Source organism: Streptomyces sp. NPDC006335 (genome assembly GCF_040612795.1).
In the GTDB taxonomy this organism is placed as follows: domain Bacteria; phylum Actinomycetota; class Actinomycetes; order Streptomycetales; family Streptomycetaceae; genus Streptomyces.
In genome coordinates this window covers 245,557-271,247 of sequence record NZ_JBEXQX010000005.1, presented here as the reverse complement: position 1 = coordinate 271,247, position 25,691 = coordinate 245,557, and the positions used below count along the sequence as shown (strand labels likewise).

The 25,691-nt window shown below is 72.4% G+C and carries 21 protein-coding genes; 9 read left to right on the top strand and 12 right to left on the bottom strand.

The features are described from left to right. The first annotated feature begins 80 nt into the window (after nucleotides 1–80). From ABZ098_RS17425 to ABZ098_RS17395, 7 genes are all read left to right on the top strand, one after another. On the top strand, nucleotides 81–2,273 hold the full coding sequence (locus ABZ098_RS17425) for an MMPL family transporter (protein ID WP_356591897.1): 2,193 nt from the start codon (nucleotides 81–83) through the stop codon (nucleotides 2,271–2,273). 111 nt (nucleotides 2,274–2,384) lie between these two features. Beyond that, nucleotides 2,385–3,563, top strand: a complete 1,179-nt coding sequence (locus ABZ098_RS17420; protein WP_356591893.1) for a sensor histidine kinase — start codon at nucleotides 2,385–2,387, stop codon at nucleotides 3,561–3,563. Between the two features lie 23 nt (nucleotides 3,564–3,586). Further along, nucleotides 3,587–4,264 (top strand): response regulator transcription factor, encoded by a 678-nt coding sequence (locus ABZ098_RS17415; RefSeq protein ID WP_356591891.1) that lies wholly within the window; start codon nucleotides 3,587–3,589, stop codon nucleotides 4,262–4,264. A 95-nt stretch (nucleotides 4,265–4,359) separates the two neighbouring features. Beyond that, nucleotides 4,360–5,490, top strand: a complete 1,131-nt coding sequence (locus ABZ098_RS17410; RefSeq protein WP_356591889.1) for a hypothetical protein — start codon at nucleotides 4,360–4,362, stop codon at nucleotides 5,488–5,490. Nucleotides 5,491–5,511: 21 nt separating this feature from the next. Continuing rightward, nucleotides 5,512–6,216: a class I SAM-dependent methyltransferase gene (locus tag ABZ098_RS17405; RefSeq protein WP_356591887.1), complete on the top strand. Its 705-nt coding sequence runs from the start codon at nucleotides 5,512–5,514 to the stop codon at nucleotides 6,214–6,216. Between the two features lie 221 nt (nucleotides 6,217–6,437). Next, nucleotides 6,438–8,420: a glycoside hydrolase family 97 catalytic domain-containing protein gene (locus ABZ098_RS17400; RefSeq protein ID WP_356591885.1), complete on the top strand. Its 1,983-nt coding sequence runs from the start codon at nucleotides 6,438–6,440 to the stop codon at nucleotides 8,418–8,420. A gap of 205 nt (nucleotides 8,421–8,625) precedes the next feature. Further along, complete coding sequence (locus ABZ098_RS17395) at nucleotides 8,626–9,648, top strand: LacI family DNA-binding transcriptional regulator (RefSeq protein ID WP_356592333.1); 1,023 nt, start codon at nucleotides 8,626–8,628, stop codon at nucleotides 9,646–9,648. Nucleotides 9,649–9,709: 61 nt separating this feature from the next. On the opposite strand, the gene ABZ098_RS17390 is transcribed toward ABZ098_RS17395, so the two are convergent. The 5 genes from ABZ098_RS17390 to ABZ098_RS17370 all read right to left on the bottom strand — a co-directional run bounded on the left by ABZ098_RS17390 (nucleotide 9,710) and on the right by ABZ098_RS17370 (nucleotide 16,086). Further along, complete coding sequence (locus tag ABZ098_RS17390) at nucleotides 9,710–10,636, bottom strand: TIGR03619 family F420-dependent LLM class oxidoreductase (protein ID WP_356592331.1); 927 nt, start codon at nucleotides 10,634–10,636, stop codon at nucleotides 9,710–9,712. 55 nt (nucleotides 10,637–10,691) lie between these two features. Further along, complete coding sequence (locus ABZ098_RS17385; protein WP_356591883.1) at nucleotides 10,692–12,389, bottom strand: amidohydrolase; 1,698 nt, start codon at nucleotides 12,387–12,389, stop codon at nucleotides 10,692–10,694. 83 nt (nucleotides 12,390–12,472) lie between these two features. After that, entirely contained in the window at nucleotides 12,473–13,453 is a 981-nt protein-coding gene (locus ABZ098_RS17380; RefSeq protein ID WP_356591881.1) for an ABC transporter permease, read from the bottom strand. Continuing rightward, on the bottom strand, nucleotides 13,450–15,039 hold the full coding sequence (locus tag ABZ098_RS17375) for a sugar ABC transporter ATP-binding protein (protein WP_356591879.1): 1,590 nt from the start codon (nucleotides 15,037–15,039) through the stop codon (nucleotides 13,450–13,452). Before ABZ098_RS17375 ends, ABZ098_RS17380 begins: the two co-directional genes overlap by 4 nt. A 9-nt stretch (nucleotides 15,040–15,048) precedes the next feature. Next, nucleotides 15,049–16,086, bottom strand: coding sequence for a substrate-binding domain-containing protein (locus ABZ098_RS17370; RefSeq protein WP_356591877.1), 1,038 nt, complete (start codon nucleotides 16,084–16,086; stop codon nucleotides 15,049–15,051). 287 nt (nucleotides 16,087–16,373) lie between these two features. Between ABZ098_RS17370 and ABZ098_RS17365 the strand changes: the two genes are divergently transcribed. Continuing rightward, complete coding sequence (locus tag ABZ098_RS17365) at nucleotides 16,374–17,399, top strand: LuxR C-terminal-related transcriptional regulator (protein ID WP_356591875.1); 1,026 nt, start codon at nucleotides 16,374–16,376, stop codon at nucleotides 17,397–17,399. Between the two features lie 24 nt (nucleotides 17,400–17,423). Here ABZ098_RS17365 and arsM read toward each other — a convergent pair whose 3' ends face one another. Further along, nucleotides 17,424–18,182, bottom strand: coding sequence for an arsenite methyltransferase (arsM, locus tag ABZ098_RS17360; RefSeq protein WP_356591873.1), 759 nt, complete (start codon nucleotides 18,180–18,182; stop codon nucleotides 17,424–17,426). Nucleotides 18,183–18,218: 36 nt separating this feature from the next. Beyond that, nucleotides 18,219–18,917 (bottom strand): NAD(P)-binding domain-containing protein, encoded by a 699-nt coding sequence (locus tag ABZ098_RS17355; protein ID WP_356591871.1) that lies wholly within the window; start codon nucleotides 18,915–18,917, stop codon nucleotides 18,219–18,221. Between the two features lie 170 nt (nucleotides 18,918–19,087). Here ABZ098_RS17355 and ABZ098_RS17350 point away from each other — a divergent pair, with 170 nt between their 5' ends. Further along, the gene (locus tag ABZ098_RS17350) at nucleotides 19,088–20,317 is read left to right on the top strand and encodes a SpoIIE family protein phosphatase (RefSeq protein ID WP_356591869.1); all 1,230 of its coding nucleotides are present in this window, start codon (nucleotides 19,088–19,090) and stop codon (nucleotides 20,315–20,317) included. A 30-nt stretch (nucleotides 20,318–20,347) separates the two neighbouring features. Here ABZ098_RS17350 and ABZ098_RS17345 read toward each other — a convergent pair whose 3' ends face one another. The 5 genes from ABZ098_RS17345 to ABZ098_RS17325 all read right to left on the bottom strand — a co-directional run bounded on the left by ABZ098_RS17345 (nucleotide 20,348) and on the right by ABZ098_RS17325 (nucleotide 25,541). Further along, nucleotides 20,348–22,063, bottom strand: coding sequence for a protein kinase (locus ABZ098_RS17345; protein ID WP_356591867.1), 1,716 nt, complete (start codon nucleotides 22,061–22,063; stop codon nucleotides 20,348–20,350). A 113-nt stretch (nucleotides 22,064–22,176) separates the two neighbouring features. Continuing rightward, nucleotides 22,177–22,443, bottom strand: coding sequence for a Sec-independent protein translocase subunit TatA (gene tatA / locus ABZ098_RS17340; protein WP_356591865.1), 267 nt, complete (start codon nucleotides 22,441–22,443; stop codon nucleotides 22,177–22,179). A gap of 72 nt (nucleotides 22,444–22,515) precedes the next feature. Then, complete coding sequence (locus tag ABZ098_RS17335; protein WP_356591863.1) at nucleotides 22,516–24,222, bottom strand: LCP family protein; 1,707 nt, start codon at nucleotides 24,220–24,222, stop codon at nucleotides 22,516–22,518. Between the two features lie 212 nt (nucleotides 24,223–24,434). Further along, the gene (locus ABZ098_RS17330; protein WP_356591861.1) at nucleotides 24,435–25,145 is read right to left on the bottom strand and encodes a lytic transglycosylase domain-containing protein; all 711 of its coding nucleotides are present in this window, start codon (nucleotides 25,143–25,145) and stop codon (nucleotides 24,435–24,437) included. Nucleotides 25,146–25,184: 39 nt separating this feature from the next. Continuing rightward, entirely contained in the window at nucleotides 25,185–25,541 is a 357-nt protein-coding gene (locus tag ABZ098_RS17325) for a metalloregulator ArsR/SmtB family transcription factor (protein ID WP_356591859.1), read from the bottom strand. Nucleotides 25,542–25,691 lie beyond the last annotated feature (150 nt).

Below are 25,691 nucleotides of genomic sequence, written 5' to 3'. Positions count from 1 at the left end.
GAGCGCGGGACTGCGAGCGTGAGGGTGGGCCGAGAATCGCCGGCCCGATCACGTGGTGCACCCCCTCGAAAGGCTCGTCGATGTCCCCTCTCGCCCGCTGGTGCCACCGGCACCGGCTCGCCGTCGTCCTGGCCTGGGTGGGCCTGTTGCTCGCCCTGGGAGCCGGGGTCGGCGCGGCCGGCAGCGCCTTCGGCAACAGCCCGACCTCGCAGGACACCGACTCGGCCAAAGCGACGGCCCTGCTCCAGCAGGCCTCCGACAGCGCGGCGGGCAAGAGCGGCAGGGTCGTCTGGCAGGCCGACGGCGGCAAGGTCACCGAGCCGGGCACCGAGCGGACGATGAACGGGGCCCTGGGGCGCATCTCCGCGGCCCCCGGTGTCGCCTCCGTGACCAGTCCCTACACCGCGGCCGGCGCGGCCCAGGTCAGCGAGGACGGCAGGACGGCCTACGCCACGGTCGCGTTCGACCAGGACGTGAGCGACGCCCAGATCGAGCACGTCAAGGAACTCGCGACCGCTCCCGGGTCGGACCGTCTGCACATCGCGCTGAACGGACAGGCGTTCACCGTCAATCCCGCGCCGAACGCGGTCGCCGACGCCATGGGCATCGCCCTCGCCTTCGTCGTGCTGCTGTTCGTCTTCCGCGCGGTCTGGGTGGCGGTGCTGCCGATCGTCACGGCCGTCGTCGGCGTCGGCACCTCCGCGGTCGCGGTGATGCTGCTCAGCCACCTCATCACCCTGTCCGACACCACGCTGACCCTCGGTTCGCTGATCGGCCTCGGGGTGGGCATCGACTACGCCCTGTTCATCGTCAACCGGCACCGCGCCAACCTGAAGGCGGGCATGGGCGTCCCCGAGTCCGTCGCCAAGGCGCTCAACACCTCCGGCCGGGCCGTGGTGTTCGCCGGGCTGACCGTCGTCGTCGCACTGCTCGGCATGCTCACCCTGAACGTCGGCATCATCAACGGCATGGCCATCGGCGCCGCCGTCACCGTCGTGCTGACCGTGCTGGCCGCCATCACCCTGCTGCCCGCGCTGCTCGGCATGATCGGACCCCGGGTCCTCAGCCGCGGCGAGCGCCGCGCACTCGCCGCGGGCGAGAGCGGCCCGGAGAGCGTGACCGGTCCGTGGGCCCGGTGGGCGCGGCGGGTGCAGGAGCGGCCCAAGGCCCTCGGGCTGCTCGCCCTGGCGGTGCTGGCGGCGCTCGCCTTCCCGACGCTGTCGCTGCGCCTGGGCGCGTCCGACGACGGCAATCTGCCCACGACATCCACGAACCGCCAGGCCTACGACATGATCGCGGACGGCTTCGGACCCGGTTTCAACGGCCCTCTCGTCCTTGCCGTGAAGGCCCCCACGGCGGCCGACCGGGCGGCCGAGGCGAAGCTCGTCACCACGCTCGGACAGGTCGACGGCGTCGCCAGTGCCACCGCCGCCCCGCTGCGGGAGGGCCGGACGGTCGGGGTGATCTCCGTCGTCCCCACGACCTCACCCCAGTCGGCGGCCACCTCCGAACTGATCGGCCACCTGCGCGAGGACGTCATCCCGCGGGCCGAGCAGGGCACCTCCCTGAAGGTCTACGTCGGCGGGACCACCGCGAGCAACGACGACTTCGCGTCCGTCCTGATGTCCAAGCTCCCGGTGTTCGTGCTGGTGATCGCGGCGCTCGGATTCCTGCTGCTGACCGTCGCCTTCCGCAGCCTGCTCATCCCCGCCGTGGGCGCCGTGCTGAACATCCTCAGCATCGGAGTGGCCTTCGGCGCGATCGTGGTCGTCTTCCAGTACGGCTTCGGCGCCTCGCTCCTCGGACTCGGCGCCGCCGGACCGATCGAGTCGTTCGTGCCGATCCTGGTCGTCGGCATCATGTTCGGCCTGTCCATGGACTACCAGGTCTTCCTGGTCAGCCGGATGCGCGAGGAGTGGGCCCACACCGGCGACAGCCACCGGGCGGTGCGGGTCGGCCAGGCCGAGACCGGCAAGGTGATCGCCGTCGCCGCCGCCATCATGTTCTGTGTCTTCGGCTCCTTCGTGTTCGGCGGGATGCGGGTGATCTCCGAGTTCGGCGTGAGCCTCGCCGTGGCCGTCGCCCTCGACGCGCTGCTGATCCGGATGGTCGTCGTCCCCGCGCTCATGCACCTGTGCGGGCGCGCGAACTGGTGGCTGCCGCGAGGGCTGGACAAGGCGCTCCCGAACGTGTCCGTGGAGGGGCCGTCGGACGAGCCGGCACCGGCGCGCCACCCGGCCCGGGAACCGCAGCCGGCCGGGCTGACCGACTGACACCGACCGTCACGTCGTAGCGACGACGCACACGCGGGCCGGCACGGGTCGGGCGGACCGGCCGCGCCGGCCCGCGCCCCTTCCCGTGCTCGCGCTCCTTACAGTGAGGAAATGCAGGTGACAGCGATGAGGCGGTGGGCGGCCCGTCATGAGCGGATCAGGGACGCGTTGCCCGCGGTGGCGCTGATGGTCGTCGCCGTGGGCGCGGCGGCCGCGGGGGATCACGGCTGGCACGCGCCCCGGGGGTCGGGGGTGGCCTGGACGGCGCTGTCCTGCGTGCCCCTCGTGTTCCGGAGCCGCTGGCCGCTGCCCGTCGTCGGGCTCACCCTGGCGGTCGATCTCACCGCCATGGCGGTGGTCCCCGACCGTGTGTCGACACCGGCGGCGGGCCTCGTGGCCCTCTACACCCTCGCCACCCGCAGCGATCGGCGTACCGCCTGGACCGTCGGCGCCCTCGCCGCCGTCGCCGTCACCGGTGTCTACGCGGCCACCCACGAGGAACCGCTCCTCGTGGGGACCAGTCTGCTGCGGCTCGACTTCGTGATCGTGGCCACCGCCCTGGGCGACGCCGTCCGCAGCCGTCGGCTGCATCTGGCGCGGGTCGAGGCGCGCGCGGAACGCGCCGAGCGCACCAGGGAGGCGGAGGCCCGGCGCCGCGTCACCGAGGAACGGGTCCGCATCGCGCGCGAGCTCCACGACGTGGTGGCCCACCACATCACTCTCGTCAACGCCCAGGCGGGAGTGGCCCATCACCTCATGCGCACCGACCCCGACCGGGCCTACGAGGCGCTGGCCCACATCAAGGAGACGAGCCGCGCCGCACTGGACGAACTGCGGGCCACCGTCGGCCTGTTGCGCCAGCCCGACGACGCACCCGACTCCCGGGCACCCCTTCCCGGGCTCGCGGACCTCGACGTCCTGATCGGCGGGATCCGGGCCGGCGGCCTGTCCGTGACGGTGACCCGCACCGGTCCGGTCCGGCCCGTCGCCCCGGCGACCGATCTGACGGCCTACCGCATCGTCCAGGAGTCCCTCACCAACACCCACAAGCACGCCCGCGCGGCGCACGCCGACGTGATCCTGGACTACGGTGCCTCGACGCTGCGCGTGACCGTCAGCGACGACGGCCGCACTGACGCCCCCCAGGGTCCCGGCACCGGTCACGGACTGATCGGCATGCGCGAGCGGGCCACCGCCATCGGCGGCTCCCTCACCGCAGGCCGGGACCCTGACGGCGGCTTCAAAGTCGTCGCCGAACTACCGCTGTCCCTTGCTCCCGCAACCACCTGACCAGCCATGAGGAAGCGCCGCCCATGACGATTCGCGTACTGCTCGCCGACGACCAGGCCCTGCTGCGCGGCACCTTCCGCCTGCTCATCGACGCCCAGCCGGACATGGAGGTGGTCGCGGAGGCCGCCAACGGCCGCGAGGCGGTGCGACTGGCCCGCTCCGAACGGGCCGACGTGGTGGTCATGGACATCCGCATGCCCGAGGTCGACGGCATCGAGGCCACCCGGCTGATCGACCAGGACGAGGACCTGGCCGGAGTGAAGGTCCTCGTCCTGACCACCTTCGAGGTGGACGAGTTCGTCATCGAGGCGCTCCGGGCGGGCGCCAGCGGCTTCCTCGGCAAAGGGGTGGAACCGGCCCAACTGCTCGACGCCATCCGCCTCGTCGAGGCCGACGAGGCGCTGCTGTCCCCCGCGGCCACCAAGAGCCTCATCGCCCGCGTCATGGCCCAGCCCGCGGCCGGCGACCTCGCCGACCCCGCCCGTCTGGCCACGCTCACCCCCCGGGAACGCGAGGTGATGTCCCTGGTCGCGACGGGCTTGTCCAACGACGAGATCGCCGAACGCCTCTTCGTCACCCCCGTCACCGTCAAGACCCACGCCAACCGGGCCATGGCCAAGCTCGGCGCCCGCGACCGCGCCCAACTCGTCGTCATCGCCTACGAGACGGGACTGGTCCGCGCCGGAGAGCGCCAGGAATAACAGCACCCGCGCATGCCGCGCGCGATCATCACGCCTTACTCTTCCCCTGTTCGACACAGGTGCGGCCATCGGGTCGAGGCGGGGGAACAAGAGACATGACATATCGGCGCGCGGTGATACCCGCCCTGGTCGGCGGCCTGCTGATCACGTTGCTGCTGTGGTGGGCGGGGGCGAGCGCGCAGGCACTCCAGCTGCGCGGCAGCACCAGCGTGTTCGACGTGGACTCCGTGAACGAACTCCGGCGGTGGCTCACGCCGTGGTCGTACGACTCCTCGGCGGCCCTGTCGCCCTACGGGTCCGCGGACACGGTCACGGGCGAAGACGCGCGCTACGCCGATCTGTACAGCACCGCGATGCAGGTCAGGTTCGTGGCCCTGTTCGCGTTCTTCCTGGCCGGCGCCCTGCTCCTGCTCCGCAGGATCCCGCCGACGCAGGGCCGTACGCCGGCCACGCTGCTCGCGCTGTGGGCCTGGTGCCCGGCGGCCGCGACCCTGGCCGTGACGGTCTCCGCTCCCTGGCTGATCGCGTCCGGGGGACGCGGCAGCTACCGGATCCTGCCGCGGCTCGCGGCGGTGATCGCGTCGAGCGGGCCGGTCGCGGTGTTGGCGGGGCTGGTGACCGCCCTGCTCACGGTGGTCGTGGCGCGGGTCGCCGGCAAGGACGCGGTCCCGCTGCCCCGCCGCGAGGTGCCGCCGCGTGCCGCCCGCCTGGCCGCGAGCGTCGGAACGGCGGTGGTCGCGCTGTCGCTGGTGGTCCTGTCCTACCAGTCGGTGGCGGCCTGGATCCAGACGTCGTTCAGCGGCGCGGGTCTGCTGTCCGAGCCCGGTGACCTGCTGCGCCAGTGGCTCCTGCTCGGCGCCTGGAGCGGTCCGTCGACCGCTTCTGTCGGCCAGTGGCTGCTGTACCGGGCGACCGACGTGCTCCTGCTGGCCGTGGTGTGGTGGTCGCTGCGCCTGCTGCCCGGCCTGCTCACCCGGCCCACCGCGCCGGCGATGGCGGTCGGCGCGGTCTGCGCGACCGTGCTCGGACTGCTCGCGAGCCAGATCCTGCACATGGCGATCGACGACACCGCGGACGTGTGGGGCCCGGTGCACCTGCTCTCCCCGCTCGGCACAGGCGTCCCGGCTGCCCTCACCCTCGGTGTCGCGTCCGGGCTCGCCGCCCTCGCGACCCTGCGACTGGCCGGGGACCGCGACCCCGTGCCGTCGCCTGTTGTCGCCGCCTGAGGCCGCTGGCAGCATGCCGAGATGCGTATCAACACCTCCTACGAGGGCGCCCTCGGCGACCACTTCGCCGACAACGCGACCGACGGCCCCTACAACGCCCACACCGACCGGCCCGCCATGCTCGCCCTGGCCGGTGACGTCACCGGGCTGCGGGTCCTGGACCTCGGCTGCGGTGCCGGGCACTACATCGCGGAACTGCGGGCGCGGGGCGCGGCCACGGTGGTCGGCGTCGAGGGCAGCGCGACGCTGCTGCGCCACGCCCGTGACCGCGTAGGCCCCGACGAGGCCGTCACTCTGCACCACCACGACCTGGAGGAACCCCTCGGCTTCCTGCCCGACGGCTCGTTCGACCTGGCGGTCATGGCCCTGGTGCACCATCACCTGGAGGAGCGCCGGCAACTGGTGGCCGAAGCGCACCGCGTCCTGCGTCCCGGCGGGACCCTGCTGGTCTCCACGGTCCACCCGACCGCCGACTGGGTCTGGCACGGCGGTTCCTACTTCGACGAGGACCGGGTCGAGACGCGGTTCGGCGACAGCGGCACCACCCACTCCTACCGCCGTATGACGATGCAGACCTTCCTCGGCGAACTCCTCGACGCCGGGTTCGCCCTGGAGCGGTTCGTGGAGCCACGGGCCACGGAGGCCGCCCGCCGCGTCGACGAGAGCCGTTACCTCAAGACCCACCGGACGCCGTTCTTCGTCGCCGTCCGCATGCGGAAGCAGTAGAGGCGTTCCGGAGAGGCCCGCGGGCCGCCGTCGCGGCCCCGGCTTGCGGCAAAGGTTCCGCCATCCCCCGGCGCTCGTCTCCTGATCAGGTGGTGTGCGTCCCCGGCCAGGCGGATCCCCCGCCCGCACCGACCTTCCCCGGGTCTTGACCCCGCTTCCTCGGCCACGTACAACTTTGCCGCAGTAGAAAACGTTTACTCGACGGAGAGGGCGCGCCCACCATGAGAACCGCAGAGGACCGGGAACAGCCCGCGCGGGACGGAGCCGGCACCCTAGGGGCGCTGTCGCGTCGGGGAGTGCTGAAGGGCACGGCCGCCACCGTCGGTCTGGCCGCGGCGGGGGCCGCGGCGCAGCCGGCCCACGCCGCCGACGGGACGGCCACGGCGGGGCTCCCGCTCCGCGCGACGGCCCGTATGGGCGCCAACGCCATCACCATGTCGGTGGTGGACGGGGCCCTCCGCTGGTCCGTGAGGCACCACGGCCGGACGGTCGTCGACACCTCCGTCCTCGGCCTCGGACTCGGCGACGGGACGGTCCTCGGCAGCGACGTGACGGTGACCCGGACCGGGTACCGGACGGCCCGCACCACCTGGAACCCGGTGTACGGGCGCAACGCCACCGTCACCGACCACTACCAGGAAATGCGCTGGCACCTGCGGGACAACGCCTCCGGGATCCGCTTCGGCGTCCAGATCCGGGCCTACCGGACCGGCGTCGCCCTGCGCTACCTCCTGCTCGACGACGGCACGGCCACCGTCGCCGACGAACTGACCACGTTCGCCTTCCCCGACGACACCACCGTCTACAGCGCCCGCGACGAGAACGCCTACCTCCCGGTGGCACCCGGCTCCATCCCGGTCACCGGCACTTCCAGCACGGACAACGGCCCGCTGACCGACCTGCCGCTCACCGCCACCCTCACGGACGGCCTCATCGCCTGCGTCTGCGAGTCGGCCCGGCTCGACTTCCCGCGCCTGATGCTCGGTTCGGTCGACGGCCGGCCGAACACCCTGTCCGCCCACCTGATGGAGCACACCGCCCGCGGTACCGGCCCGGTCGAGCCGACCAGCACCGTCACCACCCCCTTCGCCACCCCGTGGCGCGCGGTAGTAATCGGTTCCACCCACGCCGAACTGGTCGACAACGCCGAGCTGGTACTCAACCTGGCCCCGCCCAACGCCCTGGCCGACACCTCATGGATCAAGCCGGGCAAGGTCTTCCGCTGCGAGCTCAGCACCGCCGCCGGCCTCGCGGGCGTGGACTTCGCCGTGGCCCGGGGCTTGCAGTACATCGAGTACGACGCCGGCTGGTACGGCCCCGAGTTCACCACCACCGACGCGACGAAGCCGATCGCCGCCATCGACATGCCGTCCGTCATCGCGTACGCCACGAGCAAGGGCATCGGCGTCTTCCTCTACGTCAACCGGCTCGCGCTGACCGACGCGGACTCCCTCTTCGGCCTCTACAAGAGCTGGGGCGTGCAGGGCATCAAGCTCGGCTTCATCAACGACGGCACGCAGACGATGACCAACCAGATCACCGACTGGGCGAAGGCGGCCGCCGCGTACGAGCTGCTGATCGACATGCACGACGACGTGCGGCCGTTCGGCTACGAGCGGACGTACCCCAACTGGATCAGCCTGGAAGGCGTCCGGGGCAACGAGCAGTTCCCGACCGCCACGCACAACGTGACGCTCCCCTTCGCCCGCAACATCGGCGGCCCCATGGACTACACCATCTGCTACGGCCAGTCACGGGACAAGACGACCAACGCCCACCAGATGGCGATGGCCGCGGTGTACTACCAGCCCCTCAACTTCCTTTTCTGGTACGACAAGCCGTCCAAGTACGCCAACCCGGCGAACTGGCCGGGACTGCCGTGGTTCAACTCCGTCCCCACGACCTGGGACGAGAGTCGGACCCTCGCCGGATCGATCGGCGAGTACGTGGCGGTCGCCCGCCGCAGCGGGGACACCTGGTACCTGGGGGCGATGACCGACGAGACGTCCCGGACCCTGTCGGTACCGCTGTCGTTCCTGGGCGGCGGCACGTACACCGCGACCGTGTACGCCGACGGCACCCCCGGGGCCGCCCCGTACCAGACCCCGGTCGTGGTCAGCACCCGGTCCGTCACCGCGGAGAGCATATTGAGCGTGGCCATGGCCCCGGCGGGCGGCCAGGCGGTCGTCCTCAAGCCGAGCTGACCCCTGTGGGGCCGAAGGGCCACTTCACACGAATGCCCGTAAACGTTTACTGCACCAGCCATCAGTGAACGCGGGCGGCGGACCCGCCGACGCGGGCCGGTGCAGTAACGTCGGAGCCGTGACGGACCAGGAAGAGGGGCCATCCGGCGCCCAGGAGGCGAAGCGGGCGAAGCGGAAGAGGGGGCCGGCCGAGAGGCCCAGCACGATCCGCGATGTCGCCGCGAAGGCGGGGGTGTCCGTAGCAACCGTTTCCCGGACGCTGGCGGGCAACTACCCGGTCTCCGCGGAGACCAGGGAGCGGGTCATGGCGGCCGTGGAGTCGCTGCACTACGTCGTGAACGTCCACGCCAAGGCGCTCTCCGGCCGGGTCGCCGGGCCCGTCGCCCTCGTCCTGCGCGACATCACCGGCCCCTCCCTCGCCCATGTGGCGGCGGGCGTGGAGGAGGAGGCCGGCAGGCGGGGCCGCCTCAGCCTGGTCTGCTCGACGAAGGGGGACACCCAGCGGGAGGACGACCTGGTCCAGCTCATGCGGGAACAGCACGCGGCGGCGGTGGTCCTCGTCGGCGGGACCGTGGTGGACGACGCGTATCACCGCCGCATGGCGGGCTACGCCGAGGCGCTGGACTCCGCGGGGTCCCGGCTGGTGCTGTGCGGCCGGCCGCCCCTGCCCGCGGGTGTGCCGGTCACCGTCGTGGACTACGACAACCGCGGCGGCGCCTTCCAGGCCACCGCGCACCTGCTCGCCGCGGGCCACCGGCGGGTCCTGTTCCTCGGCGGTGTGCCGGGCTTCAGCAGCGCGGAGGAACGGCGCCTCGGCTACCGGGACGCGCTGCGCGCCCACGGCGCTCCGTTCGCCGAGGAGTTGGACACGAGCGGGGACTACACCCGCACGTCGGGTTACCTGCGCACCCGGGAGGCGCTGCGCACGGGGGTCGGGTTCACGGCGGTGTTCGCGGGCTCCGACGTGGTGGCTCTCGGCGCGCTGGCCGCCCTGCGCGAGGCCGGCCTGAGCGTCCCGCGCGAGGTGTCCGTGGTCGGCTTCGACGACGTCCCGTTCGCCGCCGACCTGACCCCGGCCCTGACGACGGTCCGGGTCCCGTACGAGGAACTGGGCCGGACCGCCGTACGCCTCGCTCTGGAACGCGAGGTGGGGTTCCCGTCCGACAGTCACGTGGTGCTGAGCACGCAGCTCGTGATCCGGGATTCGGTGCGTTCGACCGCAGGTTGAGGGAACGGGGGCGCTCCCCCTCGGGTCGGCGCGGTGTCTGTCCCCGCGAGCCGCCCGGCCCTCAGTGGGCCGCCGCTCCGTCCACGCGCCGCATCACCTCGCGGCAGAACGCTCCGACACCGTCCGGGTCGTCGACGAACTGGTTCGGTTTGACGCAGAACGTGGTGAAGCCCTGCTCCAGCTGCTCCGGTATCGAGGCCAGGGCCGCGCCGAGGTCGGCCGGGGAGCGGTCGTCGGGGAAGACGGCGGAGGTGCCGCCGATCATCTCCAGGTCTCCGGGGTCCCGTCCGGCCGCGGCCATCGCCTCCGTCAGCGCGCGCAGGTCCTCCGGGGCCGGGCGGCCGAGGGGATGGAAGCCGTGGCCGTGCTCGACGAGGCGGCGCAGGACGGGGCCGTGCAGCCGTTGCCCGCCGAACCACAGCCTCGGACCCTCGGGGCGGTAGGCCTTGGGCTCGAAGTACACGTCCCGGAAGGGGTAGTGCTCGCTCTCGTGGGAGATCGGCGACGGTCCCCAGGCCTTGGCCCAGACCCGCAGGTGCTCGTCGAGGAGCCGCCCGCGGCGGCCGAACGGCACGCCCAGCGCGTCGTACTCGTCCCTGCTCCAGCTCACCGTGGGCTGGACGACCAGCCGGCCCTCGCTGATCAGGTCGAGCGTGCCGAGTTCCCGGGCGAGCAGCAGGGGGTGTCGCAGCGGTGCGAGGACGGCCGCGGCGGCGAGGCGCAGCCGTGAGGTGACCGAGGCGATGGCGGCGAGCAGGAGCAGGGAGTGGGGCCAGGGGGTGAAGGGGTCCTGGTTGCCGGGCAGCGCGTAGTCGCGGGGGTTGCCCATGATGCCGGCGGCGGCCGCGTCGGGGCCGAGGACGACGTGTTCGCTGACCATGACCGCGTCGAAGCCGGCGTCCTCGGCCTCGCGGGCCCAGCGCACGGCCGTCGGCAGGTCGGCGCGGCCGCCGGTGAGGGTCCAGTTCTCACTGAGGACGAGCAGCATGCGGGGTGTGGTGTTGGCGGGGGCCAATTCTGGCTCCTTCTCTACGAGTTCGGCGTCAGCGTTCGTGGACGACGGCGCCGTCGAAGACCGTGAGGTCGACCTGGACGTCGGTGATCTCGTGCGGGTCGAGGTCGAGGAGCGGGCGGTCCAGGACGCACAGGTCGGCCGCCTTGCCGGGCTCGACGGTGCCCTTCCAGTCCTCGGCGAAGTCCTGCCATGCCGGGGTGGCGGTGTAGGCGCGCAGGGCCTCGGCGAGCGTCACGCGCTGCTCGGGGCCGCTCGTGCGGCCGCTGGCCTTGGACTCACGCAGCATCATCGCGGCGACGCCCTGCCGCCAGTCCGGCTCGGTGATCGGGGCGTCGGAGCTCGCGCACACCCGGACTCCGGCCTCCAGCGCGGTCCGTACCGGCCACTGGTAGGCGGAGCGTTCCGGGCCGACGACCTCGTCCATCAGGTCGGAGATGGTCCACTTGATGGCCGGGTTCATGTTGACGCCGTAGCCGTGCGCGGCCAGCTTCGCCAGGCTGCCGGCGCCGATGAAGTCGCCGTGGATGACGTAGTGCCGGGCGTCCGCGCGGGGTGCGGCGGCGTTCGCGGCGGCGAAGGCCTCCACCACCGTGTCGATGGCCCGGTCCCCCGTGACGTGCACACCGAGCTGGAACCCGGCCCGGTGCGCGACGGCGATCATCTCGCGCAGCTCCTCCACCTGGAGCGCGGGCGTGTCGCCGTGCACGCACAGGGCGCCGTGGCCGCCCTCCGGGTAGGGCTCGTTCATCCAGGCCGTACGGTTGGGCGGCACGCCGTCGGCGAAGATCTTGACGCCGATGGCGTTCAGTCGGCGCGGGTCCGCCGAGGCGGGGCGGCGCAGTTCGTCGAGGCCCTTGCGCACGTCGTCGGCGGATCCGCCCATGGGGGCGGGCAGCAGCAACACGCTGACCCGCGCGTGGAGTTCGCCTGCTGCGGCGAGGTCGGCGTACGCGGTCCAGTTGTCGGTGCTCAGGCCGCCGAAGAGGGTGCCGGTACCGCCGGGGCCGAGGCCGGGCTCGGTGTAGCTGGTGATGCCACGCGTGTGCAGTTCGCGGACCACGCCCTGGATGGCCTGGCGGCGCTGGGTGATCGTCGGGGCGGGCAGCGTGCCCTGGAGGAGCCCCTGGGCGGCCTCTCGCAGGATGCCGGTCGGTGCTCCGTCGGCGTCGCGGTCGATGACGCCGCCGGGCGGGGGTGCGCTGCCCGCGTCGATGCCGCAGCGGCGCAGGGCCTCGCTGTTGGCCCACACCATGTGCGAGGAGAAGTCCGTGAGGCACACCGGGTGGTGCGGGGCGACCGCGTCCAGGTCGCGGCGGTGCGGAAAGCGGCGTGGGTCGGCCAGGCATTCGGCGAGGTAGCCCGGGTCCCAGCCCAGGCCGATGATCCACTCCCCCGGGCGGGCCGCCTTCGCCGCCCCTTGCACGGCGGCAGCGATGCCGGCGATCGAGGCCACGGCGGGGTGTCCGACGTCGATGGCGAAGGGCGGCTTGGTCATGCCGTAGGCGGCGCCGTGCAGATGCGAGTCGTTGAGGCCGGGCAGGACGGTCCGGCCGCCGAGTTCGACGACCCGGGTGCCGGGTCCGACGAGGGCGCGCATCTCGGCGTCGGTACCTGTGGCGACGATGTCCCCACCTCGTACAGCGACCCCCTCGGTGACGGTGAAGTCACGGTCGACTGTGAGGATCTGACCACCGGTCAGGACGAGCGTGGGCGCGGATCCGCGCATGGGGGCCTCTTTCGGAATCGGAGTCGAATATCGGAGCCGGACGGAGATCGGGGACCGAGGATCGGGATCGGGATCGGGGAGGTTCAACGGGCGCCGCGAGGCGCGAAGTACGCCAGTGCCGCGCCCGCCACCAGGGCGGTTCCCTGGGCCATCTGCTGCCAGAAGGTGGGCACGTCCAGCAGTGTCAGGCCGTTCTGGAGGCAGCCCAGGAACAGCACGCCGAGCAGCACTCCGAGAATCGAGCCGGTGCCTCCGGTGAGCGCGACCCCGCCCACCAGTACGGCGGTGAGCACGGCCAGTTCGAACCCGCTCCCCGAGGTCCCGGCGACCACGCTGTCCAGCACCGACGCCTTGATCGCACCGGCCAGGGCCGCCGCGACGCCCGTGATCACGAACAGGACGAAGGGAGTGCGGCGGACGTCGATTCCGGACAGGTGGGCGGCCTCCCGGTTGACGCCGATGGCGAAGACGTGCCGCCCGGCGGGAGTGAGGGCGAGGAACAGCGCGCCGGCCACCAGGACGAGCGCGGCGACGGCGACCGGTGCGGCGACGCCCGCGATCCGCGCCCCGCCCAGCCAGGCGAAGCCGGTGCCGAAACCGCTCAGCGGCAACGGGAAGAGCTGCTGGGCCAGCCCTCGGACGGCGGTCAGCATGCCCAGTGTGACGATGAACGCCGACAGGCCGAAGTAGCAGCACAGGAGGCCGTTCACCGCGCCCACCGCCGCGCCGGCGGCCAGCGCGCCCAGGACGGCGACGACGGGCGACTGCCCCTGTCCGGCGAGCCATCCCCCGACCAGTCCGCCGAGGGCGAGGGTGGAGCCCACCGACAGGTCGAGGTATCCGCTGATGACCAGCAGCGCCGACGGCACCGCCACGATGGCCAGGGTGGCGGCGTCGGTGGCGATGCCGCGCAGGTTCCCCGGGTCGAGGAAACTGCCCGTGGAGAGCTGGAAGACCAGGACCATCCCCGCGAGCACGAGGATCAGCGGCTGCCGCCGCAGGGTGGTGAGCCCACCCGAGGCCAGCAGTCGGGGGCGGGTGAGGACGGAGTCGGCGGTGGTCATGCTGCTCCTTCGGCGGGGGCGGGGTCGGTACGTGGGTGGGTGTCCGGGACCGGGGCCGCCTCGTCGGGCTCGGCGTCCCGGTCCGTTCCCGGGTCGTGGATCGCCGACAGCAGGGCCTCCTCGGTGAGTTCGGCGCCGGACAGCTCCGCGACGATCCGGCCCTCGGCGACGATCAGGCAGCGGTCCGCGAGGGCGACGACCTCCTCGGGGTCGCTCGACGCGAACAGCACGGCCGTACCCCGGTCGGCCGCCAGGGCGGACACCACCTCGTAGATCTCCTGGCGGGCGCCCACGTCGACACCCTGGGTGGGCTCGTCCAGCAGCAGGACGTCCGTGTGCCGGGCTTCGTTGGTCCACCGGCCGAGGACGAGTTTCTGCTGGTTGCCGCCCGAGAACGCGGCGGCGGGCCATCGGGGCCCGGCCGGTCGCAGGCCCACCGCGTCGGCGAGCGCCCCGAACACCCGGCGTTCGGCGGCCAGTGCGCGGATCCCGGCCCGGGCGAGGGGTCGTACGGACGGCAGCAGCACGTTGTCCTGCGCGCCGAGCACCGGGAAGAGCCCCTGACGGCGCCGGTCGGCCGGCACGAGCGCGATTCCGGCGGCGAGCGCGTCGGCGGGCCGGGCCGGGTGGACGGTGCGATCGCCGACCCGGACCGTTCCGCCGACGGCACGGCGTGCGCCGTAGAGGCTCTCCAGGATCCGGGTGCGCCCGGAGCCGATGAGCCCGAACAGGCCGACGCGTTCGCCCGCTCCGACGGTGAGGCTCACCGGGCCGAAGCCGGGGCCGTGCAGAGCGTCGACGGTGAACCGGGGCGGGCCGGGGGGACGTGCGGACCGGCGTGGCCGCTGCGGGGTCTCCCGTGCGGGCCGGCCCGCGATCGCCTCGACCAACTGCCGCCGTGTCCGTCCCTCCCCCACCGAATGGTGGGCGACCCGGCCGTCCCGCAGCACGGTCACCGCGTCCGCGAGCCGCTCGACCTCCGACAACAGGTGGGTGACGTAGACGATGGCGAGCCCCTGGGTGCGCAGGTCCTCGACGCGTTCGGCCAGCGCGTCGCTCTCCGCGGTGGACAGGGCCGCGGTCGGCTCGTCCAGGACGAGGACGGCGGCGCTGCGGCTGAGCGCCTTGGCGATCTCCACCAACTGCCGTTGTCCCATGGGTAGTTCACCCACCCGGTCGCGTGGGGAGCAGGAGGCCGCGACCCGTTTCAGCAGTCCCGCGGCGACCTCCTCCTGCGCGCGCCGGTCGATACGGCCGTACCGCGTCCACTCCTGGCCCAGGAAGATGTTCTCCGTCACGGTGAGCGCGTCGACCACGCTCAGCGTCTGGAAGATGATCGCCACGCCGGCGTCGATGGATTCGCGCGGGCTCAGCCGGGTGTACGACGTCCCGCCGACCTCGATCGTGCCCGCGTCCGGGGGGAAGGCGCCGCCCAGGCACTTGATGAGGGTGGACTTGCCGGCGCCGTTGTGGCCGAGCAGGGCGTGGACCTGGCCCATCGGCACGGTCAGGTCCACGCCGTCCAGGGCCCGCACCCCGCCGAAGGACTTGCTCAGTCCGCGGATGCGCAGGTTCACCGGTGTCATGGCGGCCTCTCAGGAGTTCTGGGCGAGCAGGGCGTCGATCGCCGCGGTGTCGTCCGGGCCGACCAGGGAGATCGGCACCTGCGCGCTGGGATCGGCCTTGCCGGCGGCGACCGCGAGCGGCACGTCGACGACGGCGTTCGCGATGTCGTCCGGGGCCAGGGCGGCCGAGGCCCGGTAGAAGGTGCCCTGTCTGATGGCGAGCAGGGAGGGCACGGCGCCGTCCTGGCCGCCGACGAAGGTCTTCGCGTCGTCCTTCTTCCGGCCCGCCTGCTGGAGCGCCTTGAACCCGCCGTACGCGGCGGCGTCGGTGACGCCGAGGACGATGTTGAGGTCCGGGTGTTTGGCGAGGATCGCGTGGGCCTTGGCGAGTCCGGTGTCGGGGTCGATGGCCTGCTCCTGGGCGACGACGTCCACGCCGGGCGCGAGCTCGGTGAACGCGTCGATCATGCCCTTGGTGCGCTCGCGGCCCAGTTCGATGGTGTTGTCGGTGAGGAAGGCGACTTTGCCCTTACCGCCGAGCGCTTCCTCGGCCCACTTGGCCGCCGCCTCCCCGATCAGGGTGCCGCTCTTGCGGAAGCTGAACTGGATGTCGGCGCTCTGGTGCTCCAGGGTGCCGCCGTACGTCACCCAGATCAGTCCCGCGTCGAGGGCCGCCTTGGCGGTCGCCTCGGTGGCTTCGAAGACCATGGGGAACGACACGATCGCGGGCACCTTGCGGGCCACCCAGGTGGTGAGGTTGGTGGCCTGGGTGTCCGCGTTCGCCCCGTCGTTGGTGGTCAGCAGGGAGACGCCGTGCTTCTTCGCCGCGGTGGTGGAGAGCTTGACGAGCGTGGTGTACAGCGGGAGCTGGGTGAACGGGTAGTCCAGGCCGATCTTCGTCGGGCGGGCGCCCGCCGATCTCGTGCCGGAGGGGCCGGCCGAGGTCGACGCGGCCGGCGCCGAGCAGCCGGCCGCGGTGAGCGCGGTGGCCGCGACGGCGGCACCGGAGTAGGCGAGGAACTGTCTGCGTGAGGCCGTGGGGGTCGTGGCGGACCGGCGTGTCGTCATGGCGGGGCTCTCCGAGGGGCGGGCCCGCTCCCGGCGGGCGTCCGACTGTGCCGAACAGGAAAGCGCCGGGCCTGGCCACTCCACCATCCGTACAAATACCGACCTGCCGAGAGGGAGAGGCCGACGACGGCGAGAGGGAAGGGCCGACGACCCCGAAAGCGGTGCGCGCCCTGCCCGGCATCCAGGCACCGCACGTCTTGCCCCGAGCCGCCCCGATCCCTATCGTGGGCCGCATATCGTTGGGCCCCAAACGACCTCGTCCCCCGAGCCGCTCCCCGGAGGCTCGTATGCTCAGCCATCACCAGATCGCGGCGGCCGCCCGTATCGGCATGCTCACCCGTGAGCGTGACACCGCTTCCGCCTGTGACCAGGCGCTGCGTGAGCTCGCCCGTGCTCTGCCGCTGGACGCCGCGACCCTGCTCGCGATCGACCCGCTGAGCGGAGCCCACGTCCAGGTCGCGGGTATCGGCTACACCGCCGCGACCTCCGACGCCCTGGCCGCCGAGTTCGTCACGACGCCGTGGTATCGCAATGTCGTGGGGCGGGAACTGCCGCCGTCGATCTCCGAGGACGCCGAGGATCCGGAGGAGCTCGGCCCCCGGTTCCGTCAGGGCTGGTTCTACGCCGAGCGGGTCCGCCCGGCCGGTTTCCGGGACGGGATCACCGGAGCGCTGCGGCACCGCGACCGGCTCGTCGGCCTGGTCCACCTCAGCACGGAGAGCGCCGGCGCCTACGACATCGAGGCGCGCCACCTGCTCGCCTCCGTCATCCCCGCGCTCGGGGCGTTGGCCGACCCCGTGGCGCGCGCCGCTGACGCGCACGGTCTGCCCGAACAGGGCGCCGCCTGCCTCGTGACCGCCGACACGACGATCGGGCTGCCGGGCCGCGAGCGCGCCCGGACACCGGGGGACGCGGAGTTCCGCGGCCTGCTCCGTGCCTTCGCCGACACGAACGGCCACCGGTTGCGGCTCCTGTGGCCGGTCGACGGCGTCTGGCACCGCGTCACCCTCCACCGTCACCGGCCGGACGCGGCCCTCCCGGCGGACGCGGTGCTGGTGCACGAGGTGCCCACCGAACTGCCGTACGGGCTCAGTCCACGGGAGCTGGAGGTGCTCACCCGGGCGGCGACAGGGCAGACCAATCAGGCCATCGCGCAGGCCCTGTTCCTCTCCCCGCGGACGGTGCACAGCCACATCGAGCACCTGCTCCGCAAGACGGGCGCCGCCTCCCGGGCGCAGGCCACGACCCTCGCCGTCCGCGACGGCCTGCTGCGCCCGGCGCCGGACCACCTCGCGTTCTTCGTCGAACGGTGAGCCGGCGCGGCCGCACCGTCGTGGTCAGTCGGCCCCGGCCGGCTTGGTGGCGCGGACGACGGCGGAGTGCAGGCCGTCGGCGACCGGGTGGGTGGGCACGATCTCGATCCCGGTGAAGCCGGCCGCTTCCAGGCCCGCCCGGTACTCGGTGAAGGACAGGGCTCCCGCGACGCAACCGACGTGATTCCCGCGTTCCGCCCGCTGTTCGGCGGTGAGGGCGTCGTCGGCGACGACGTCGCAGACCCCGATGCGGCCGCCGGGCCTGAGGACTCGGAAGGTCTCCGCGAAGACGGCGGGCTTGTCGACCGACAGGTTGATCACGCAGTTGGAGATCACCACGTCGACCGTGTGCGCGGGCAGCGGGATCGCCTCGATGGTGCCCTTGAGGAACTCCACGTTGGTGGCGCCCGCCTGCGCCGCGTTGGCCAGGGCGAGGGCGAGCATCTCCTCGGTCATGTCCAGCCCGTACGCCTTGCCCGTCGGTCCGACGCGGCGGGCGGAGAGCAGCACGTCGATACCGCCGCCGGACCCCAGGTCGAGGACCCGTTCGCCCTCGCGCAGGTCGGCCACGGCGGTCGGGTTGCCGCAGCCGAGTGAGGCGGCGACGGCTTCCGCGGGCACTGTGCCGCGCTCGTCCGCGCCGTACCGGGTCGAGCCGAAGTTCTCGTCGGTCTCGACCGGCTCGGGCCCGCAACCGGCGGTGCCGCCCTCGGCGACCTGGACGGCCGCCGCCACGTACCGTCGGCGGACGGTCTCCCGCACTTCGAGGGACTGCTCACGCATGGCCTCTCCTCCCGCTCGTGCCTGGCGGACCGGGGCTCAGTCGCCGGACCGGGGCCCCTGAACATGGAAGTTGAAGTCACCGTGGCCGAACCTGCCGTACAGACGCAGCCAGATCGGCAGGAGCATCTCCGCGCCGCGGGCCGTGCTGATGTCGCCCAGGTCGATGACGCTCGCCCGGGGCCAGCCGAAGGAGCCCAGCAGCGCGGTGACGGCCTCCTTGGCGCCGGCGTCGTCGCCGCTGACGAACACGGTGTGCTCCCCGGCCACCCGGGCCGGCTCCACCATGACGAAGCAGTTCATGGTGTTGAGGGTCTTGACGACCTTGGCCTCGGGAAAGGCGCGCTGGATCCGTTCGCCGAGGCTGTCGGTGTTGACCGGGTCCAGCGTCGGCGGCATGCCGGTGGAGAAGTCCAGCGGGTTGGCGACGTCGATGAGGACCTTGCCGCTCAGGTTGGCCGCGCCCGCCGCCTGAAGGGCATCGAGGCTCTGCCCGCCGGCGGTGGTGTTGACGACCGTCTCACCGAAGGCCGCGGCCGCCGCGAAGGTCTCCAGACCCACCTGGCCGTGGTCGGCGTGCCACCGGGCGAACGGCGGATTGCCCATGCCGTCGGGTTCGGTACGGGCGAGGGTCGTCGCCGGATCACGGGTGCCGACGACGACGTCGTGGCCGAGGGAGGCGAGTCTGCCGGCGATCGTCCGGCCGACGATGCCGGTTCCGAGGACTGCGTAACGCATACGAGTGGGCCTTCCGGGACTCGGGCGATCGGCCGGGGAGCCGCGCCCACGACGGATCCGAACCAGGTCGTTCGCCACCCCCGTGACGACGGTAGCTGTCGAGGCGGCGGCCCGATCCCCTCTATCGTGGAAAATCACATCATGATGGCTCGTGTCGAGGCAGGCTGCACATGAGGAAACCGCAGATCGACTACGCGGCGGTGTTCCGGGCCCTGCCCGGCATGGTGGCGCTGCTGACGCCCGAACTGGTGTACGTCGACGTCAACGACGACTTCGTACGCCTCACCCGTCGCACCCGCGAGCAGCTCCTGGGCCGCTACATCTTCGACGTCTTCCCCGAGAACCCCCACGACTCGGCCGCGGCCGGGATGCGGGAGACACGGGAGTCCATGCTGCGCGCGGTGGCCACGGGCGAGCGCGACACCATGGCGGTCCTGCGCTACGACATCGAGGACCCCGAGCGGCCCGGCCACTGGCGGGAACACTTCTGGAGCCCGGTCAACGCCCCCGTCCTCGGCACCGACGGGAAGGTGACACTGCTCGTGCACCGGGTGGAGGAGGTCACCGAACTCATCCGCGCCCGCGGCGGACCCGGCGGCGACAGCCGGGCCCGGGTGCTGGAGGCCGAGCTGTACACCCGGGCCCGGGAACTCCAGGAGGTGAACGAACGCCTGCGCAAGGCCCACGCCCGTGAACGCGAGGTCGCCCTGGCCCTCCAGGAGGCGCTGCTGCCCGCCCCCAGACCCCTGGACGGTCATCAGGCGGCCGTCCGCTACCGGCCCGCCGTCGGCGCGCTCAACGTGTGCGGCGACTGGTACGACCTCGTCGACCTGCCGGGCGACCGTCTCGCCGTCGCCGTCGGTGACGTCGTGGGCCACGGTCTGGCGGCCGCCTGTGTGATGGGCCAGCTGCGCAGCGCGCTGAGCGCCGCCACCCGGGTCGCCGACGGCCCCGCCCGGGCTCTGGAGGCCCTCGGGCTGTACGCCCGTTCCGTGGACGGCGCCGAGTCGACCACGGCGGCGACGGCCTTCATCGACTGGGAGGAGCACACGCTCACCTACAGCAGCGCGGGCCACCTCCCGCCCGCCCTGCTGCACCCCGACGGCACGGTGTCCTTCCTGGACCGGGCCACCGACCCGCCGCTCGGCGCCAGCCTCGAGCACACGGTCCGTCCGGAGGCCACCTCGCCCTTCGACGCGGGCGCCACACTGGTCCTGTACACCGACGGGCTGATCGAGCGCCGCACCGAGGACATCGACACCGGCCTGGCCCGTCTCGCCGACGCGCTCACCCGCCACTGCCACGCCGGCCCCGACGATCTGGCCGACGCCCTCCTGGCCGAGCTGCTGCCCGCGACCGGCAACGCCGACGACACCGCTCTCGTCGTCATCCGCCTGTGAGGGGAGCCGTCGTGGCGCCGTGCGGGCGTCTCAGTCCTCCGCGGGCATGACCCGGGTCACCTTGCCCTTGGGGGTCGCCTCCAGGTAGCCGGACTGGCTGTACTCGTTGCTCAGGTAGACGGCCAGACCGAGGGGGGTGTCGAAGGTGTCGTTCGGCTCTCTCACCAGCACGTAACGGGTCTTCGGATCGTCGACGTTGAGCTTCTTGCGGGCCTCTTCGAGGAGTGTGGGCACCTTGTCCCAGTCGAAGCCGTCGAGGCGGAAGGGCCGGTCGCCGCCGGACAGGGTCCCCTTGATGATGGCCTTCTCGACGCCTCGCCCCACGCGGTAGGTGTAGGTGTCGTACTTGCTGTCGCTGCCGTCGACCATCAACTCGGCCGACGCGAAGTCGTCGTAGACGGTGAAGGCGCCGAACCTGTCCCGGCCGCTCTCCTCCTTCAGCGCCTTGATGGCGGTGCGGATGCCGTCGGGAGTGAGGAGGGTCGTGGTCGTCGTGTCCTTCGACTGGCGGGCCGCCGGGGCGGCGGTCGGGGAGCCGGTCGACTCCGGGGCCGTACTGACGGAGGACGAGGCACCGACACCCGCCGGGGCGCCCGAGGCGCCCGAGTCTCCTCCTACGGGCAGCAGCCACCACGTCAGCGCCAGGGCCCCGAGCGCGGCCCCCGAGACGCCGAGCACGACGGCCGGCCCGGACCGGTTCCTGCCGCCCGCTCGGACGGGCGAGGTGACCGGCTGACCGGGACCGGGGAGGAGGGGCGGCGGCCCGAATCCGGCGGGGGCACCGCCGACGGGGGCGGTGGGCGGGGCGTAGGCCCCCGGGTACGAGGGGGTCGTGGCGGCGGGCGGCGGGTTCAGCGGGTACGAGGGGGACCGGTGCCACGCCGTCTCCGGCCCGCCGCCCCCCGACTCGATCTCGGCCAGCCGCCGGTCCAGCACGGCGGACGACGGGCGCGCCGCCGGATCCCGGACCAGGGCGCTCATGAGGACGTCGCCCAGGGCGCCGGCCCGCACCGGCGGCGGCACGTCGTCGTTGAGGACGGCGGCGAGGGTGGCGAGGGTGTTGCCGCGGCGCAGCGGGTGGTGGCCCTCCACGGCGGTGTACAGCATCATCGCGAGCGACCACAGGTCCGAGGCGGATCCGCCCTCGTGGCCCGAGATCCGTTCCGGCGCCATGAAGTCGGGTGTGCCGATGATGGAGCCGGTCGCGGTGAGGCTGGTGGTCTCGCGGATCGCGGCGATGCCGAAGTCGGTGAGGACGGGACGCCCGTCGGACCGCAGCAGGACGTTGGCGGGCTTGACGTCCCGGTGCTGGATGCCGGCGTCGTGCGCGGCGGTCAGCGCGGCCAGTACGCCCCGGCCGAGCCGCGCCGCCTCGGCCGGTGGCATCGGCCCCTGGGCGAGCCGGTCGGCGAGCGAGCCGCCGCTGACCAGTTCCATGACGATCCACGGGTAGGTGCCCTCGCCGCCGTCGACGATGTGGTGGATGGTGACGACGTTCGGATGGTCGATCCGGGCCAGGGCCCGTGCCTCGCGCAGCACCCTCTCGCGCAGCGTGCGCGCGCCGTCGGGGTCGTACTCGGCGAGGTCCCGGTCGGGCGGCCGGACCTCCTTGACCGCGACCATCCTGTGCAGCGCCAGGTCCCTGGCCCGCCAGACCGTGCCCATCCCGCCGCCGCCGAGACGGGCCTCCAACTCGAAGCGCCCGTCGACGACTCGTCTGCCCGGGCCCTGTGCTGCCTCACTCATGGGCGGGAGCTTACGGCGACGCGGCCAAAGGCTCCCAGCGCAGGGGCCGAAGACCGGTACCGGCCCGCGGTGTTCGCCGTCGCCTCACCGAACCGGCCCGGCGTGCCGGGAGCTCAGTGGGCCGGGTTGCCCTCGGCCGTCCGGTGCGCCGCCGTCGGTTCCGCGGGCGCGGACCGGGCGACCTGCGGGGCGGGTTCGGCGGGGGCGGCGGTGCTCTGCGCGGTGCCGTCCTCCTTCATGGCCTTGGCCTCGCTCTTGAGGATGCGCATCGACTTGCCGAGCCCGCGGGCGGCCTCGGGCAGCTTCTTCGAGCCGAACAGCAGGATGATCATGATCGCCACGATCAGCAGGTGCCAGGGCTCCAGTCCGTTGCGCAGCATGCGGCACGTCCCTTCTCGACGCTCATTGTTGCCAGCTTGCGCAACTGTACAACCACGGGCGCGATCCACGCCTCACTCGTCGGAGTCCTTCTTGTCGGTCGCCTCCGCGTACGCCTGGGCCGGTGTCATCGGGACGCCGTTGAGAGAGACCGTCTTGTAGGGGCTGACCTCGGCGCACTTCTTGGCCTGGTCGGCGGTCTGCGCGTGGGTGTTGGAGACCGCTGCCTTGGTGTCGGCGGGGGCCGGCGAGGACGTGCCGCCGGGGAAGGTGGTGCCGCTCGTCCAGTCGCCGCCGATCACCAGGGTCAGGCCGGTGCCGGTGCCCTCGTCGAGGTGCGAGGCGGGCAGTCCGAGCGCCTTGGCTGCCGTCTGGGCCTCGGCCTTCTGGCCGGTGCCGTAGGTCAGGGTGGTGGTCGCGGCGGGGCTCGGCGCGTTGGCGGTGGTCGTGGCGGTGCTGAAGCCCTGGCCGGTGAGCGCGTTCGCGATCTCGGAGGCGCGGCCGGTGATCGCGGTGCCGTTCTCGACGGTCACGGCGATCTCGGAGGCGGGCACCGCCTTGGCCGAGGCCGTCGCGGAGGCCTTCGGGGACTTCTTGCCGGAGCCGGTGGTCAGCGGCTGGTCGTCGGCGATGCTGGAGAAGAGGGCCTTGGCACCCGCGCCCACCACGACCCGGTTGGCGTCGTCGGGGTCGGCGGCGGTCTGCATGGTGGTGAAGGTCATCCGCTGGGTGGGGACCTTGTTCACGTCGGCCGCGAGCCCGATCAGCTTCTTGACGCTGCCCAGCCCGTCGTCCACGGTGAGCGCCTTGGTGGCGGCGTCCGCGAGGTCGTAGACCGCGGTGGGGTCGGTGAGCGTGCCCGCGCTCTTGAACTTCCGGATCATCGCGCTGAGGAAGATGTGCTGGGAGACCGTACGGCCGAGGTCGCTGCCGTCCCCGAAGCCGTGCCGGGAACGGACGAACTCCAGGGCCGCCTCGCCCTTGAGGGTGTGGTCGCCCCTGGAGAGCTTCAGGTGCGAGTAGGTGTCGTACACGTTGTTGTTGACGCACACGGAGACACCGCCGACGGCGTCGGACATCTTGACCACGCCGGAGAAGTCGAGCTTGACGAAGTGGTCGATGGGGATGCCGGTGAGCTGGTGGATGGTGGCGACCTGGCAGGCGGGGCCGTACCGCAGCGCGCTGTTGACCTGCCCGTAGTAGCCGGGCGTGGACTGGCCGCTCTCGCTGTCCTTGCAGGCCGGGACGTCGACCATGGTGTCGCGCGGGATGCTCATGACGGTGGCGTTGGAGCGGTCCGCGGATATGTGGACCACCATCTGCACGTCCGCGTTGCCGTTCCCGCTCTGCACGCCGGTCTGGGAACAGCCGCCGCCCAGCTTGCAGTCCGCCTTGCTGGTCCGGCCGTCCGAGCCCATGACCAGGATGTTGATCGGGGTACGGCCGAACGCGTCGGCCTTCTCCGAACCGCCCTTGCCGTTCAGCGCGACGCTGTTGATGTTGCCGTTGAGGTGCTGGTAGAACCACCAGCCGACCCCGGCGGTGCCCAGGACGAGGAGCGCCAGACACATCCCGACGATCTTCAGGATCCGCCTGCCGCGCCGCACCGGACGGGCCCGTCGACGCGACCGCTTGCCGCCCTGCGAACGGGCCGCGGCCCGGGCGGCGGCCCGGCCGCCGGGCCGTGGTGCCCCACCGGCCTCGTCCTCCCGCTGTCCCGGCACCCGGCCGGTGCGACTGCGTGTGGCCTGACCGCCCGGGCTGTCCCACCGGTCGCTCATCTACCACTCCCACGAAACGGTCGGGCCCCTCAGGCCGGGCCATGGAGGGGGCGGCCGGGCGTGCGCGGCGGTGTACGGGCAGGCCGAGCGGGAACTCCGCCTAGGTTGCGTAGTTGCGCAATCTAACAAACCCCTGGCCGGGCCAGTACGAACCCCGTCGCATTTCACGGGTGAGAGATCTCATGGCGGAGCGCGGCAACCTCCTGGGCACTTCAGTCTTCGTCCACGGCCCGTTCCGCCTTGGCCCAGTTCGCACGCAGTTTGTCGAGGTAGGACCGGGCCTGGCTGCCCGGGGACACCCCCCGCGCGAAGGCGAGCATGTTGTCCGCGCCCGTGTTGTAGCCGAGGGCGAGCAGCTCGTCCTCGGTGTAGGGGGCGGACCAGGTGGCCGGGAGGTCGGCCGCCAGGTCGTGCAGGTACCAGGCCTCGGCCTCGATGGCGAGGTCCCGGTCGTCGGGCAGCTCCTCCCACCTGCGGTTCGCGAAGTCCCGGCCCTTCTTGACCTCGTCGAACGTGGCGCGGTGCATGTTGGCGACACCGAAGGCCGCGTCCGGCTTGTACTTCTGCCAGGCCCGCTCCAGGGACGGTACGTGGGGTTTGTACGCCTCGTTGTAGAGGATCGCCATCAGCAGCCGGGCACTGACGCCGGTCTGCCGGGCACGGCTGCGGACCTGGGAGGCGTAGTCGGCGGGATCGTACGGCGAGGGGATCACCTCTGAGCGGGAAGGGGCGGGGACCGAGGGCGAGGACGAACCGGCCGTCGGGGTGGGGGTGATCGTCGACGGCGACGCGGGGGCGGCCGTCGGGGGCGGAGTCGAGGCGCCCTGCGAGGTGTTCGCCGCGCGCGCGATGACGTACAACCCCAGGGCGAGGACCACCACGGGGATCCAGCGTCGGCGCCTCGGCGTGCGGGCATCGGACATGCCTCTCCCCCTCTCACGCACCTTCGTACCGGGGGCGGACTAAGAGCCGCGTGAGGCGGTGCTGTGCGCGGCGGCCGGGACCGTACGGGCGGTCAGCTGGCCGACCATGACGCGGACCACGGTCACGATGTCGGGGTCGTCGACGTAGTAGATCTGCCGGCGGCCGTCCCGACGGGAGCGCACCAGCCCGGCGAGTTTCAGTTTCGCGAGGTGCTGGCTGACGGCGGGCAGTGCGCCGCCGACCCGGTCGGCGAGGCGGGTGACGTCGCTCTCGCCCTGGGACAGCGCCCACATGATGTGCAGCCGGGCGGAGGAGGCGAGGAGTCCGAACACGGCGGCCGCCTCGGTCAGTACCTCGTCGGACGGGTCCTCGAAGCCACCGGCGAGTGTCGCCACGGTCTCCTCCTGTCCCGCCTCGTCACTGTCGACGCATGTGCGCTGTCTCAGTGTAAGGGGCGGAACACGGCCGACGAGAGCGCCTTCACTTCATTGGTTGCGCAATGTAATAAGTGTGTGAAAGAACGTCGACGACTTGTCATCAGCAAT

Excerpts from the sequence above, each read along its gene's own strand:
- ABZ098_RS17425 (WP_356591897.1), top strand. The coding sequence starts at position 81 with ATGTCCCCTCTCGCCCGCTGGTGCCACCGGCACCGGCTCGCCGTCGTC.
- ABZ098_RS17420 (WP_356591893.1), top strand. The coding sequence starts at position 2,385 with ATGCAGGTGACAGCGATGAGGCGGTGGGCGGCCCGTCATGAGCGGATC.
- ABZ098_RS17415 (WP_356591891.1), top strand. The coding sequence starts at position 3,587 with ATGACGATTCGCGTACTGCTCGCCGACGACCAGGCCCTGCTGCGCGGC.
- ABZ098_RS17410 (WP_356591889.1), top strand. The coding sequence starts at position 4,360 with ATGACATATCGGCGCGCGGTGATACCCGCCCTGGTCGGCGGCCTGCTG.
- ABZ098_RS17405 (WP_356591887.1), top strand. The coding sequence starts at position 5,512 with ATGCGTATCAACACCTCCTACGAGGGCGCCCTCGGCGACCACTTCGCC.
- ABZ098_RS17400 (WP_356591885.1), top strand. The coding sequence starts at position 6,438 with ATGAGAACCGCAGAGGACCGGGAACAGCCCGCGCGGGACGGAGCCGGC.
- ABZ098_RS17390 (WP_356592331.1), bottom strand. The coding sequence starts at position 10,636 with ATGCTGCTCGTCCTCAGTGAGAACTGGACCCTCACCGGCGGCCGCGCC.
- ABZ098_RS17385 (WP_356591883.1), bottom strand. The coding sequence starts at position 12,389 with ATGCGCGGATCCGCGCCCACGCTCGTCCTGACCGGTGGTCAGATCCTC.
- ABZ098_RS17380 (WP_356591881.1), bottom strand. The coding sequence starts at position 13,453 with ATGACCACCGCCGACTCCGTCCTCACCCGCCCCCGACTGCTGGCCTCG.
- ABZ098_RS17375 (WP_356591879.1), bottom strand. The coding sequence starts at position 15,039 with ATGACACCGGTGAACCTGCGCATCCGCGGACTGAGCAAGTCCTTCGGC.
- ABZ098_RS17370 (WP_356591877.1), bottom strand. The coding sequence starts at position 16,086 with ATGACGACACGCCGGTCCGCCACGACCCCCACGGCCTCACGCAGACAG.
- ABZ098_RS17365 (WP_356591875.1), top strand. The coding sequence starts at position 16,374 with ATGCTCAGCCATCACCAGATCGCGGCGGCCGCCCGTATCGGCATGCTC.
- arsM (WP_356591873.1), bottom strand. The coding sequence starts at position 18,182 with ATGCGTGAGCAGTCCCTCGAAGTGCGGGAGACCGTCCGCCGACGGTAC.
- ABZ098_RS17355 (WP_356591871.1), bottom strand. The coding sequence starts at position 18,917 with ATGCGTTACGCAGTCCTCGGAACCGGCATCGTCGGCCGGACGATCGCC.
- ABZ098_RS17350 (WP_356591869.1), top strand. The coding sequence starts at position 19,088 with ATGAGGAAACCGCAGATCGACTACGCGGCGGTGTTCCGGGCCCTGCCC.
- ABZ098_RS17345 (WP_356591867.1), bottom strand. The coding sequence starts at position 22,063 with ATGAGTGAGGCAGCACAGGGCCCGGGCAGACGAGTCGTCGACGGGCGC.
- tatA (WP_356591865.1), bottom strand. The coding sequence starts at position 22,443 with ATGCTGCGCAACGGACTGGAGCCCTGGCACCTGCTGATCGTGGCGATC.
- ABZ098_RS17335 (WP_356591863.1), bottom strand. The coding sequence starts at position 24,222 with ATGAGCGACCGGTGGGACAGCCCGGGCGGTCAGGCCACACGCAGTCGC.
- ABZ098_RS17330 (WP_356591861.1), bottom strand. The coding sequence starts at position 25,145 with ATGTCCGATGCCCGCACGCCGAGGCGCCGACGCTGGATCCCCGTGGTG.